12 protein-coding genes are annotated in these 13,001 nt (G+C 38.0%); 7 read left to right on the top strand and 5 right to left on the bottom strand.

Annotated elements, in window-relative coordinates; all coding sequences use genetic code 11:
* The first annotated feature begins 31 nt into the window (after window positions 1–31).
* On the top strand, window positions 32–703 hold the full coding sequence (gene tsaB / locus G504_RS0113605) for a tRNA (adenosine(37)-N6)-threonylcarbamoyltransferase complex dimerization subunit type 1 TsaB (RefSeq protein WP_019670743.1): 672 nt from the start codon (window positions 32–34) through the stop codon (window positions 701–703).
* A gap of 16 nt (window positions 704–719) precedes the next feature.
* Here the strand turns inward: tsaB and G504_RS0113610 are convergent, their stop codons facing one another.
* The 4 genes from G504_RS0113610 to G504_RS0113625 form a co-directional block, all read right to left on the bottom strand.
* On the bottom strand, window positions 720–1,376 hold the full coding sequence (locus G504_RS0113610; protein ID WP_157473352.1) for a hypothetical protein: 657 nt from the start codon (window positions 1,374–1,376) through the stop codon (window positions 720–722).
* A gap of 60 nt (window positions 1,377–1,436) precedes the next feature.
* Window positions 1,437–2,255 (bottom strand): mechanosensitive ion channel family protein, encoded by an 819-nt coding sequence (locus tag G504_RS0113615; RefSeq protein ID WP_019670745.1) that lies wholly within the window; start codon window positions 2,253–2,255, stop codon window positions 1,437–1,439.
* 85 nt (window positions 2,256–2,340) lie between these two features.
* Window positions 2,341–4,374: a thioredoxin domain-containing protein gene (locus G504_RS0113620; protein ID WP_240473048.1), complete on the bottom strand. Its 2,034-nt coding sequence runs from the start codon at window positions 4,372–4,374 to the stop codon at window positions 2,341–2,343.
* A 391-nt stretch (window positions 4,375–4,765) separates the two neighbouring features.
* Window positions 4,766–5,668 (bottom strand): NifU family protein, encoded by a 903-nt coding sequence (locus G504_RS0113625; protein ID WP_026348584.1) that lies wholly within the window; start codon window positions 5,666–5,668, stop codon window positions 4,766–4,768.
* Window positions 5,669–5,788: 120 nt separating this feature from the next.
* Between G504_RS0113625 and G504_RS0113630 the strand changes: the two genes are divergently transcribed.
* Window positions 5,789–6,784: a PorP/SprF family type IX secretion system membrane protein gene (locus tag G504_RS0113630; protein ID WP_019670748.1), complete on the top strand. Its 996-nt coding sequence runs from the start codon at window positions 5,789–5,791 to the stop codon at window positions 6,782–6,784.
* 54 nt (window positions 6,785–6,838) lie between these two features.
* On the opposite strand, the gene G504_RS0113635 is transcribed toward G504_RS0113630, so the two are convergent.
* Complete coding sequence (locus G504_RS0113635; RefSeq protein WP_019670749.1) at window positions 6,839–8,014, bottom strand: vWA domain-containing protein; 1,176 nt, start codon at window positions 8,012–8,014, stop codon at window positions 6,839–6,841.
* 212 nt (window positions 8,015–8,226) lie between these two features.
* Between G504_RS0113635 and G504_RS0113640 the strand changes: the two genes are divergently transcribed.
* The 5 genes from G504_RS0113640 to G504_RS19280 all read left to right on the top strand — a co-directional run.
* Window positions 8,227–10,170, top strand: a complete 1,944-nt coding sequence (locus G504_RS0113640) for a histidine kinase (RefSeq protein WP_240473049.1) — start codon at window positions 8,227–8,229, stop codon at window positions 10,168–10,170.
* Window positions 10,167–10,898: a LytR/AlgR family response regulator transcription factor gene (locus G504_RS0113645; RefSeq protein ID WP_019670751.1), complete on the top strand. Its 732-nt coding sequence runs from the start codon at window positions 10,167–10,169 to the stop codon at window positions 10,896–10,898. The genes G504_RS0113640 and G504_RS0113645 overlap by 4 nt, the downstream gene beginning before the upstream one ends.
* 42 nt (window positions 10,899–10,940) lie before the next feature.
* A complete protein-coding gene (locus G504_RS0113650; RefSeq protein WP_019670752.1) occupies window positions 10,941–11,456 on the top strand; it encodes a gamma carbonic anhydrase family protein in 516 nt (171 codons plus the stop codon).
* Between the two features lie 51 nt (window positions 11,457–11,507).
* Complete coding sequence (gene fabD / locus G504_RS0113655; RefSeq protein ID WP_019670753.1) at window positions 11,508–12,392, top strand: ACP S-malonyltransferase; 885 nt, start codon at window positions 11,508–11,510, stop codon at window positions 12,390–12,392.
* A gap of 146 nt (window positions 12,393–12,538) precedes the next feature.
* A partial coding sequence (locus tag G504_RS19280) for a Calx-beta domain-containing protein (protein ID WP_169336913.1) occupies window positions 12,539–13,001 on the top strand: 463 nt, incomplete at its 3' end.

Here is a 13,001-nt window from a genome sequence, read left to right on the forward strand (position 1 = left end):
CCAACAGGTCTTTTTATATTTGCCTGAAGTTATGGCACTAATTTTGAACATAGAAACGGCAACAACAAATTGCTCTGTAAGCATTGCAGAAGACGGTCGTATGATTGCTTTAAGAGAGCTAAATAGTGCATCCTTCTCGCATTCGGAAGACTTGCATTATTTTATAAAAGAAGTACTGGAAGAAGCTTCAATAGCGACTACCGATCTGGATGCCATAGCCGTTAGTAAAGGACCTGGTTCTTATACAGGTTTAAGGATAGGGGTTTCTGCCGCGAAAGGGCTTTGTTTTGCTCTGGACATTCCTCTTATCGGAATTTCTACTTTGGAGAGTATGGTAGCTCAACTTAAGTTAAAGGAGGGAATAGTGATTCCTGTTCTTGATGCCAGGCGTATGGAAGTTTATTCCGCAGTGTTTAATTTGGGTTATGAGCAGATAAGGGAAACCAGGGTGGAGGAGGTTCAACCGGATTTATATTCCGAATATACAGAGCGGGGTAAGGTATATGTCATTGGAAATGGCGCCCTTAAATGCAGTGAAATATTGAAACACCCCAATATAGTTTTTGATGATTCGGTTGTGCCATCAGCCAGAGAAATGTGCCCTTTGTCTTATGATAAGTTCATGACAAAAAACTTTGAAAATACGGCTTATTTTGAACCCGATTATTTAAAGGATTTTATTATTAAACAAAAGAAAAAGTAATAGGGAGATACATTATTTATACTCCATTGTAATAATTCAGTACTTCTATCACGTCCTCTAACTTACTGAGCCTGAGTTTATTTTCTTTTATATATCTTTTAATAGCCTCTCTGCGGTCTCCCAGCTGGTTCAGGATAGCTTTTCTGTTAATCTCAACCTTTGTAATTGGTTTGTCACCATTCTTTAAATAGTATTCAAATTTGTTCTCGTACTTTGCAGGCGCAAGATCATCATAGCCGTTGTCCGGTGCTTCTGCCATTGATAAGCGCTTCTTAGGTTGGAGGTAAAGTACAACCTCTCCTTCATTAAGCGGATTAAAATAACCCTTGGCTATCTTATTTTTGAAGTTATAGAATAATACCTGATACTTCTTTCCATTCAGGATAACTTCAATATTTTCACGTTTTAGGAGTCTGAGTGGTTTCTGTTCTTTACTCAAAAACTCCATCTCATCAGTATATGCATTGTAACGCATTAACCGGTTTTCTTCTTTTGAACTGTCTATAATCGCAGTGCCTTCCTGATAAATTTCATTGAGGTATTGAGAACCGACCGTCGGAGCTTCATAAAAAGCTAATTCCAATTGGCCATGGCTCAGAATAAGTGCATTTCCATTATATTGGGTAAATCCAATACTGCAAATGCCAAAAAACAGAAGTTGGACGATTTTCATATCTAAAATATTTTGCATTCACTTAAAGATACAAAAATACCGTCATTTTATGAAATGGAATTAAGCCTTATGCATCACCCTTTGAGGAAATGGTATTTCAATATTTGCTTTGTCAAATCTGCTTTTAAGTTCTTCCATCACAAAAAAATGAGCCTCCCAGAAGTCTTCATTTTTAGCCCAAAAACGCAGGGTGAGATTCACAGAGCTATCCCCCAATTCACCTACAAACACCTGGGGTTCCGGATCTTTTAAAATAGTTGTTTTTTCCTGGCATATTTGTAGCAAGATATCCTTAGCTTCTTTAATATTAGAACCATAACCGATTCCAATATCAATTTTATCCCTCCTGGTTTCTTCCGCATTGTAGTTTATGATGTTATTATTGGAGAGTTGCCCATTTGGAATAATGGCCAATTGGTTGCCAAATGTATTTAACTTGGTGGTAAAAATCGTAATTTCCTTAACCGTACCATCAACACCCTGCGCGGAGATAAAGTCGCCTATTTTAAAGGGTTTGAAAAACAGGATTAATATTCCCCCGGCAAAGTTAGCCAGAGAGCCTTGCAAAGCCAGGCCAATTGCCAGACCGGCGGAACCTATAACTGCCAGTAAAGAGGAAGATTCAACACCCAATTGAGTAACGACCGCGACAAAGAGAATGACTTTTAAACCTATGCTGATCAATTGCTTCAGAAAAGACTCTAATGCCAGGTCATAATCTTTATTGTCAAAAAATTTGCGTGTTAATCGGTTAATAAATTTAATAAACCAAAACCCTGCTATTAAAATTATAATAGCTGTAATTACATCCGGAAAAATCTCCCAGAACCAGTTTATTGCATTTTCTATGTGTTTGTCGTAATTAGGTAAGTCTTCCATGGTTAAATTTTTTGAAAAGCAATATTATTAAAACAATTCAAATATTGCCAATAAATAGTCCAAAAAGTAATGTAATTTGTTGACTTCAATGAAGTTGATTCAATACCTGTGTAATATCTGTTGTTGGTAATTTGCAGGAACCATGTTGGCAAAGGTAAATAAGTGTGCTGTTTGCCACATATCGATTTTGAATCAGGGATAACGCACTCGTTTCTCTGGCACCTGCAAACACAGTATTAGGTAAATAGGATTGCTGCATGGCAGCGGCTCTTTTCATATAATCTTCTCCAACAATACTTATTTCATAAAAGGGTTTTTGAAAATACAAAACCAGATGAAGCCAATTAGCATAACTGGCCGTATCTTTCTCAAAACTCTGCTGTAGATTCACAACCATTTGTCGTGCCATATTTTCGTAAGCCTCATCCGGAAAAAATCTTGACAATTTAAATAGATTTTTAGCCATAATGGAGTTTGAGGAAGGGATTACATTATCTGCCTTCTCAATGGTTCTCCTAATGACGTAAGAATCTGACCTGGGAGTAAAGAAAAGCAAACCACTTTTTTCATCAGCGAAATTAGCAATACAGTAATCCGTCAGATTTTTGGCCTCGTAGAGCCAATTTTCATCAAAGGTAATTTCATAAAGTCCGATAAAGCCATCTATCACCGATGCATAATCTTCAAGATATCCATTAATGGTGCTTTTACCATCTTTATGATTATGGTAAAGGCTGCCATCTTTATTCAAAAAGGTTGCCTTGATAAACGCGGCATTTTTTAGGGCCAGATCCAGATAATCATCATTTTTGATAAACCTGTAAGCGTCTGTCAATCCCTTTAGCATTAGTCCATTCCAGGAGCAAAGGATTTTATCATCCAATCTGGGGCGGTTTCTGTTTTTTCGGACATCGTTTAAAATTTGTTTGCACTCTGAAATGATTTCATTGATTTCAGAAACGGAAACCTCGTGTTTTTCGGCTATTTCCTCTTCAGATTTATCCCTTATCAATACATAGTTGCCATGCTCCCAAAGGCCATAATCGTTTATGTTATAGTAATCTTTGAAAAGATCGAATTTATCGGTAAGCAAGGTTTGTAATTCCTCTTTTTGCCAAACGTAAAATGCTCCTTCCTCCAATTCCCCTTTTTCATTAACGCTATCAGCATCCAATGAAGCATAGAATGCATTTGTACTATCCATAAGCTCCGAGCTAATGAATGAAATGGTTTCTTCCACAACTTTCCTATAAAGCGGGTTTTGGGTTACGGCATAGGCTTTGGAATACAGGCTTATTAATTGACCATTGTCGTATAACATTTTTTCAAAATGGGGAACATGCCATTTTCCGTCTACGGAGTATCTCGAAAAACCACCTGCCACATGATCATAAATCCCTCCATAAGCCATTTTGGTCAGGGTTAAATTTATGTACTCAAGGAGGTCATCATTTTTTCCGGATGTAGCATAGTGCAATAAAAAATCAAGATTACCGGGCATCATAAATTTAGGGGCCCGGTTATATCCCCCATAATTATGATCAAAATAGCGAGACCATTTCTTTACTGCATTATCTAATTGAGCTTCCGTTAAAATCTGAGAATTAGGGGTAATTTCAACAAGATTAATTGCCTTTATGCCTTCAGCCAGATCCGTGGCATAACCATTTACCTTCCCCGGTTGTTCCTTGTAAAGTCTGGTTAGCTCATTCAGGACTTTCATCCAATTCTCTTTTTTAACATAAGTGGCTCCCCAAAACGGACGACCGTCTGGCAATGCAACCACGTTCAATGGCCACCCCCCTCTTCCTGTCATCATCTGTACAGCATCCATATAAAGATGGTCAATATCTGGCCGTTCTTCCCTGTCAATTTTAATATTGATAAAATTCTCATTCATCAGTTTAGCCACTTCTTCATCCTCGAAGCATTCTTTTTCCATAACATGGCACCAATGACATGCGGCATAACCAATGCTTATTAATACTAATTTATTTTCATTCTTTGCCTTTTCAAGAGCTGCTGTGCTCCAGGGTTCCCAGTTAACTGGGTTATGAGCGTGTTGCAAAAGATAAGGACTGCTTTCATGAATTAAGGCATTGGTATGTTTGTATGACATGGTATCTTTTTTTTGAGAGCAACCATTTAAGGCAACTAATGCTAAAAGTAAAGAGAATCTGAACTTAGACATATACAAATTTACCACTAATTAAGGAGCATAAAAAAAGTGCCTGAGAGGCACTTTTAATTGTTTTCGGAATGGTTATTTAATTTCAACAGTGATTTTTACATCTACTAGATTGTCATAAATATTACCGTCTTTTTTGGTATTGCACCATGTTTATTTATAAACACCAAACATATATAGGGGATGCATTTCGATGCTTAAGCAACTATTTTTATTACAATTTGCCAATCCTTCAATAACCTTAAATACTGCCGAAATACTTCCTTTCCGTATTAGGTAAAGTTATCAATGTAAAAACAGGGAAAGAGAAATTTAGTCGTAATTATCCGTTTAAGGCTACCACTTCAGATACCTTGTCTCCCAGCATGTTTTTTAACATGGTTTCAATCCCATTTTTGAGGGTATAGGTCGAAGAAGGACATCCGCTGCATGCTCCCTGGAGAATAACATTTACAATTTTGCTATCTTCTTCATAAGATTGGAATAGAATATTTCCACCGTCACTGGCAACTGCAGGCTTAACGTATTCTTCCAGAATATTAATAATTTCCATCGAAGTATTATCCAATGCTTGATTTTTTGTTGGGGCATCAGAAGATGCTGCAGATTTAGCTGCAACTTCTTTGCTCGAGACTACTTCATTTCCGTCTGCAATAAAATTTCGGATCATTTCGCGAAGTTCCATGGTAATCTCATCCCAACTTGCAACCTCATATTTTGTAATGGAAACATAATTTTCATCCATAAAAACCTCCTTGACATAAGGCAGGTGAAATAACTTTTTGGCCAGATCTGAACCTTTTGCCTCATCAAGATTTTTAAATTCAAAAACAGCCGGAACAATTTTCCTGTTTGCGACAAATTTCATTACCGCCGGATTTGGGGTAATTTCCGCATATATGGTTATGGCTACTTTCTTTGTGTCATCTTCTTCATTCACAATTGGTTCCCCGGCATTTAGGTATTCCACTAATTGTTGTGCAACGTCATCCTTAACCGATGGCCAATCTACTATATCAAAGCGTTCCAGGGCAATAAAATTTCCTGAAATATATACGGTTTTTATAAATGGGAGGTAAAATAATTGTTGTGCAAGGGGTGAATTCTTCGCGTCATCAATATTCTTGAATTCGAAATTATTTCCATTAGTAAGAAAATGATTAGTCTCAAATTTCAAAATAGCCGGATTATTTGTTTCTACTACGGTAATTACGTATTCTTTCATCAGTTTTGTTTTTCGCAAAAATACAACCATTTTCCCTTCCGGCACATATATAATAATGTTGTATTTCATCCGTTATACTTTATATTTGATAAAACCGCTTTATACACGCCCTATTCCTAGATGAGAAAACTCCTCTTGATTTTGTTAACATATGTAGCTTTTTCCAGCTCTTTGACAGCACAGGAGGGTGTTCCTGTGTATTTTGATTATTTGGCAGATAATTACTATTTGGTATTTCCTTCTATGGCGGGCATTAGTGATGGCGGTAAAATAAGGCTTACGGCCAGGAAACAATGGTTTAGTGTGGATGAGGCTCCAAGTTTGCAGACACTTAGCGCAAACTACAGGATTCCTGAGAGTTCAAGTGGGGTAGGGGTTATTATATTTAACGATGCTAATGGCTATCACTCCCAAACAGGTGCAAAGCTAACATATGCCCATCATTTGCAGCTGGGCCCTGAAATAAGAATCTTAAATCAGTTGTCATTCGGGCTGAGTGCCGGTTTTATACAAAGTAGTCTTGATGAAACTGAGTTCAGGTCGGTTATCCCGGATCCGATTATTACCGGAGGTAAAAATAGTGTTGGCTATTTTAATATGGACTTGGGGATGTCCTATAACTATATGGAATTCTATGCAAATTTTGCGGCCCTGAATATTTTGGGTACAGGCCGCGACCTTTATACAGCTATTGAATTTGATAATCTAAGGAGGTATTTAATTAATGCCGGCTATGTATTTGGAAAAGGTCTGTGGAAGATTGAACCTTCTGTTCTTTTTCAATTAACAGAATTTACGGAAGAGAAAACCATAGACCTCAATGCTAAGGTTTACAGAGAAATGAGTTGGGGTACCCTTTGGGCAGGTCTTTCTTACAGAAGGAGTTTTGACGGAGCTCAGTTCCAGGTTGATGGTACTTTTGGCGAACAGAGACTACAGTTGTTTACTCCAATTGTGGGCATAAATTATAACAGATTTATGTTCTCGTATAATTATTCTTATCAATCCGGAGATATTAGATTGGATAATGGTGGGTTTCACCAGATTACCCTTGGTTATGATTTTGGTCCCACCAGGGAAAACAGATACGACTGTTTTTGTCCAAGTGCAAACTAAAAAAGGGCTTAACAAGTATTTTTGTTAAACCCATTTTTAACAGAGATTGTACTTTTATTCCCAAATAAACTTTTTTGAAGCAGCCTGACTTTTTATTGCTTTTAACATTGCGTTTTCAAGCTCACCCTTTTCCTGTTTGGAATGTTTGCTAATATAATTCTCCCGTTTGGTATTTAGTTCCTTTATTTCCTTTTGAATCCTTTTTCTTTCGGCCTTTTTCGCACCTATTATCGCAGTTAGTTCTGCTTTCGATTTATCTCTAAGTGCTTTAGGTAATTCTTCTTTCTTTATGGAAGCCACATCAAATTCGTCATCTTCAGAGGCATCTATCAGATCCCAGTTAGAATTATTATACATTACTGAACTTTTACTAACAGCCCTTTTTACGGCTACGGCTTCTTCCATTTCCATGGCATTGTCGTCCTGCCTGGATTGTAATTGTAGTTTTGCACTTCCCGCGGCACCATAGGATATATAGGTGCTGTTCAATTTTGAATTTAGTTTAATGATGATGTCATCATAGGGCGTATCTATGTGCACAACCCGTTTATTATGATCTATGGCCATATATTCTCCCCCGGTCAGGGTAGCGCCCTTTTTCCAATCTGTGCTAATACCCTGCTGATAGTTTCCACAAAATATGGTGTTTACAATGATATCTTTTTCTTTGGCATTGGTGACAGCATCCCTGTAATTAAGTTTTCCCTGAGTAAAAGGTTCATTTCCTGCGATAAAAATCATTTTTAAATTATCAGGGTTTTTTCCCCAGTCTAACTGACGCAACGAGGTCTGTATAACTTGCCCGCAATATTCCTCCCCGCCATTTGTGCTGAGTGAAAAAAGCTTTTCGGAAATCTCATCCAGATCGCTGCTGAATCCAATTACCTGCTGAATATAACCTTCTCTTGAAGATAGCGCGTCATTTCCATATTGGTATAGTGCAATTTGCAGGCCGGGCCTGTGCCCCTTTCCACATTTTGCATAGGAAAATTGATTTACAATATCCCATAGTTGCGCTTTGGCTTGATTAATTAAACCATCCATGCTATTACTTGTATCAAGCAGAAGCGCAATTTTAACAAGGTTGTTTTCTTTATCTTTTTTGTCAATAAAAAGGGTTTCCGCCTCGGAGCTATTTTTGTCCTCCATGCTTAACGGGGCATAACCGAAAGCTGTTCCAATAGTCAGACTTATTAATGCAATACTTACTTTATACTTTAAACTTTTCATAATGTAATTTTTTAATTAGAATTAATGCTTAAATGTAGATCTGAACTTTTTCTGAAAAAACAGGGAATGAGTGAAGTGAACCTCTCACTGAGTGAAACGGCACAATGATTGTGTAAAGTCTGTTATTCGGCGATAAACAGACCGTAATTTGATTTAGGCGTATTTTTTAAACCCGCTAAAATCAAGTAAGTTTATCCGTATAAATGCAAATTATGCAAAAGCGTAGCGCCCTGTTTCTAGTCTTTTATCTTGTGCTTTTTGCCGGCTTCCCACAGGCTCAGAAAAGAGCTGAAGATACCGATGAAAATACTTATCAGGTGTATTTGGATTCCGCAAAATTTCATAAGAAAACCAATATTGCAAAAAGTATAGATTTCATTGCACAGGCTATAAGCAGTCTTGGTAAAAACCCTGATAAAAAGGAACTCGGCCTGGCGTTAACAAATCTTGGGGAGGTCTATCAATATCACAGGCAATATGATTTGGCCATTTCCAATTTTAAGGACGCTCAGGAAGCCAATAAAACCTTTGCGACAGCTTTGTTGCTGGGGAATGCATATATCCAAACCAGGGATTATAGTAATGCTGCGGCAGAGCTCCATCCTCTGGAAGAGGTAAGGGGCGTGGTGCCCTATCAAAAAATTGAGTTGTATGAATCATTGGGCGATGTTTATAGGGGATTGGGTGAATCTCAAAAGGCTATAGCCTATTATCAGGAAGGTTTAAAAGTTGCCAATAAAAATCAGGTCAGCCCAAAAATTCCCGATTTAAATTCTAAGATCGCGGATGCCTATGCCCAGGATAACAGAATGGAAGAAGCCGAAAGTTATTATGGCAGTTCATTGGAACTTTCAAGTCAACAGGCACCCCAACGAGCTATTCAGGAAAAAGAAAAAGTCGCGGATTTTTACAACAAGACAAATCAGTATGACGATGAAATTAAGTTAAGGAAAAAGAGTCTTAATGAAATACAGTCGCTTCCCAGGGCTGGTGCAAAATCGGCCAGATCGCCTATAAAACCCGATTCTATTACTGCACAAAGTATTAATTACAAGATTGCCAATGCCTATGTTGCCCAGGATAAATATGATGAGGCCATACCTTATTTAGAGAAGAGTATTAAGGAAGCTGATAGTGAAAACGACCTTGTTGTTCAAAAAGATGCCACGCGCAAACTTTCTGAAGTTTACAGGGATAAGGGTAATTTTTCAAAAGCCTTTGAAACTTATCAGAAGTATGTTGCAATTGTAGATACACTTTATCTCAGAAAAGAACAGGAGATTTCCCGGGCTTCGGAATTGAGCAGAGAAATTGCCACCGGGCAAAGCAGGATCGCAGGCCTGGAAAAAGAGAGGGAACTTTCACAGAGTAAGTACAATCTGGCTTTGACAGAACAGCAGCTAGCCCTTGAAAGCAATAAAAGGCAAAAGTGGATAATTTATTCGCTTGTATTTGGGATCTTGCTAACCGCCCTGGCCGCCTACTTTTTTTACAGGAGTAACAAGCAACAGCAGCTTGCCAATAACTTGTTGGCGTTAAAGTCATTGCGCTCTCAAATGAATCCGCACTTTATCTTTAACGCCCTGAATTCTGTTAACAATTATATTGCAAAAAATGATGAACGCAGTGCTAATCGTTATTTAAGTGAGTTCTCTACCTTAATGCGGGCTGTGCTTGAAAATTCTGAAGAAGATTTTATTTCCCTTTCAAGGGAATTGGAACTAATTGAACTATATGTGAAATTAGAACATTCTCGTTTTACGGAGAAGTTTGATTATACGATAAATATAGATAAGCAAATTGATGCAGAGGCCTTTCAGATACCACCTATGCTTCTTCAGCCTTATATAGAAAATGCAATTTGGCACGGACTTCGATATAAAGAGGAGAAGGGGGCCTTAAGTATTGAAATCATACAAAAAGAGACAGATCTCATTGAAATCCGAATTACCGACAATGGAATAGGGAGAAAAAAGTCAAAGGAGTTAAAGACAAAAAATCAGAAAACCCAAAATTCCAGGGGGATGCAAAACATCAAAAAACGGGTTGCTATTCTTAATACAATGTATAAGGACCAAGTATCTGTTTCTGTAAAAGACTTAAATGAAGATGCTTCAGGCACTCAGGTAATTTTAACCTTAAGAAAGGTAGTATGAAACTAAAGGCAGTTATTGTTGAAGACGAAAGCAGTAGCAGGGAAATATTACGCAATTACCTCGCAAAATATTGTAAAACCGTTGATGTCCTTGGCGAGGCAGCAAGTGTTAAGGAGGCGATTAAAATTCTGGCACAAACCAAGCCCGATCTTGTTTTCCTGGATGTAGAAATGCCTTTTGGAAATGCATTTGATTTACTGGATCAATTACCGGACAGGTCTTTCGAAACTGTTTTTGTAACCGCTTACAATTCTTATGCTTTGGAAGCATTAAACAATCATGCCGCTTATTATTTAATGAAGCCAATAAATATTGATGAACTCATTAAGGCAGTCTCTTATGTGACCGAAATAAAAGAAAAGGAGAATATCCTGGAGGATCGGATTCTAAAGTCAAAAATGAATAGTGCTGAAGGTAAAATTACCTTACCCCAGCAAGATGGTTTTCAGGTTTTAAATGTTTCTGATATCCTTTATTGCAAGGCAGATGATAATTACACTGAAATTTATCTGGAAAACAAAAAATTACTGGTAAGCAAGACATTGAAATACTTCGAAGAGGCTCTTGCAGATTATGCTTTTGCCAGAATCCATAAGTCCTACCTTGTCAATGTAAATGAAGTAATAAAATATAGAAAAGGAAAAGGGGGAAGTGTAATTGTGTCCAATGGGAAAGAATTATTGGTTTCTGCTTCTAAAAAGCGACAATTATTATCGTATTTTGAATAACTTTCGGGAACTTTAACCAAAACCTGAAGATTACGAATAGTTATGATCATTAAGACAGTTAACGGGAAGACGCCACAGATAGGTGAAGATTGTTTTATAGCTGAAAATGCTACCATCGTTGGAGAAGTTTCCATGGGTGACCAGTGTAGTATTTGGTTTAATGCTGTAGTAAGGGGTGATGTGAATTACATCACTATGGGGAATAAAGTTAATGTACAGGATGGAGCGGTTATTCACGGCACCTATCAAAAATCGGCAACGACAATCGGCAACAATGTATCTATAGGGCATAATGCCCTGGTGCATGGCTGCACGATAAAGGATAATGTTTTAATAGGGATGGGGAGCATAATAATGGACAATTGTGTGGTGGAAAGCAACAGTATTATTGCTGCTGGCGCAGTTCTGACGGCAGGAACCCATGTTCCTGAGGGATCTGTTTTTGCAGGAATGCCCGCTAAAAAGATTAAAGATATCAGTGTGGAATTAAGTTCGGGGGAAATAGACAGGATTGCAAATAATTATGTAAAATATTCAGGTTGGTTTAAAGAAGATTAGCTTTTAGAATGCTTTTATGCTTATTTTTACCTAACCAAAAAAGAGATTAAAATGAATGCATTTATTTTTCCCGGACAAGGGGCACAGTTTTCAGGAATGGGACTCGATATGTATGAAAAATCCAGCCTGGCTCAGGAAATGTTTGAAAAAGCAAATGACATACTTGGATTCAGTATTACAGACATCATGTTCCAGGGTTCCGCTGAGGACTTAAAACAAACAAAAGTTACACAGCCTGCCATTTTCTTACACTCTGTAATTTTAGGAAAAATGATGGGAAAAGATTTTAAGCCGGATATGGTTGCGGGGCATTCATTGGGTGAATTTTCTGCTTTGGTATCAAATGGCACATTAAGTTTTGAAGATGGTTTATCATTGGTCTCACAAAGGGCAATAGCAATGCAAAAAGCCTGCGAACTTGTTCCGGGTACCATGGCTGCTGTTATAAGGCTTGAAGATGCAGAGGTTGAGCGGATTTGTGAAGCTACGGAGGGTATTGTTGTTCCTGCGAACTACAATTGTCCCGGGCAATTGGTGATTTCAGGTGAAGTAGATGCTATAAATCGTGCTTGTGAAGCATTAAAAGAGGCCGGGGCAAGACGGGCCATGGTATTACCCGTGGGCGGGGCATTTCATTCACCTCTTATGGAGCCTGCAAGGGAAGAATTAGCAGCGGCAATTGAGAATACAAATTTCAGCAAACCTACTTGCCCAATTTATCAGAATGTCACTACTACAGCCGTAACAAATGCGGATGAAATTAAGCAAAACCTTATTGCACAACTTACAAGTCCTGTGAAGTGGACACAAAGTGTAAAGCAGATGGTTGCCGATGGTGCAACCTTATTTACGGAAGTAGGTCCGGGCAAGGTGCTGCAGGGGTTGGTTAAAAAGATTGAGCCCTCTGTAGAAGCCGTTTCGGCAGTAATAACTTAGGGAAATTATTCATGGTTTTTGCAGTTCAACCGAAAAAGTCAGTTTTAACCCCTTTTATTAGTAAGAGCCCTACATTTTTAGTAATATTGGTTCCCTATTTTACCTAACCTGCATAAACTGCTATGGTTTGAATTTTTATGAATTCAATGATTACAATTATGGGTGTAAACCTTAGAAATATATTATTAGTAAAGGATATTCAGGCTCTGATTTTAAAAAAGCTACCTTTTGTTGGCTTGTTTTTGCTAATGGTGACCAATACATATGGGCAGGAAGCCACTATTTTAGCCACGGATGCGGCAGCAGCAGAAAGTCCTTTGAATACCGGCACTTTTACAGTCACTTTGGATACACCAAATACATCTGGCGGTAATCTTGCAATTAGCTATGCGGTTACCGGAAGTGCTACAAGTGGCTCAGATTATACGCCTTTAACAGGAACGGTAAATATAGCGAACAATGCATCTAGTGGCACGATAACGGTAACACCAATCAATGATGCGGCAGTAGAGGGACCTGAGACGGTGATAGTCACTTTGTCAAATGATGCAGGTTATACGGTAGGTACTCCTAACAATGCAACAGTTACAATCACCAGTGAAGATGTAG

The organism is Eudoraea adriatica DSM 19308, from assembly GCF_000382125.1.
Taxonomy (GTDB): Bacteria; Bacteroidota; Bacteroidia; order Flavobacteriales; family Flavobacteriaceae; genus Eudoraea; species Eudoraea adriatica.

Coding starts and splice junctions, on each gene's coding strand:
- G504_RS0113620 (WP_240473048.1), bottom strand. CDS start 4,374: ATGTCATACAAACATACCAATGCCTTAATTCATGAAAGCAGTCCTTAT.
- fabD (WP_019670753.1), top strand. CDS start 11,508: ATGAATGCATTTATTTTTCCCGGACAAGGGGCACAGTTTTCAGGAATG.
- G504_RS0113650 (WP_019670752.1), top strand. CDS start 10,941: ATGATCATTAAGACAGTTAACGGGAAGACGCCACAGATAGGTGAAGAT.
- G504_RS0113625 (WP_026348584.1), bottom strand. CDS start 5,668: ATGAAAGAATACGTAATTACCGTAGTAGAAACAAATAATCCGGCTATT.
- G504_RS0113640 (WP_240473049.1), top strand. CDS start 8,227: ATGCAAAAGCGTAGCGCCCTGTTTCTAGTCTTTTATCTTGTGCTTTTT.
- G504_RS0113645 (WP_019670751.1), top strand. CDS start 10,167: ATGAAACTAAAGGCAGTTATTGTTGAAGACGAAAGCAGTAGCAGGGAA.
- tsaB (WP_019670743.1), top strand. CDS start 32: ATGGCACTAATTTTGAACATAGAAACGGCAACAACAAATTGCTCTGTA.
- G504_RS0113635 (WP_019670749.1), bottom strand. CDS start 8,014: ATGAAAAGTTTAAAGTATAAAGTAAGTATTGCATTAATAAGTCTGACT.
- G504_RS0113610 (WP_157473352.1), bottom strand. CDS start 1,376: ATGAAAATCGTCCAACTTCTGTTTTTTGGCATTTGCAGTATTGGATTT.
- G504_RS0113615 (WP_019670745.1), bottom strand. CDS start 2,255: ATGGAAGACTTACCTAATTACGACAAACACATAGAAAATGCAATAAAC.
- G504_RS0113630 (WP_019670748.1), top strand. CDS start 5,789: ATGAGAAAACTCCTCTTGATTTTGTTAACATATGTAGCTTTTTCCAGC.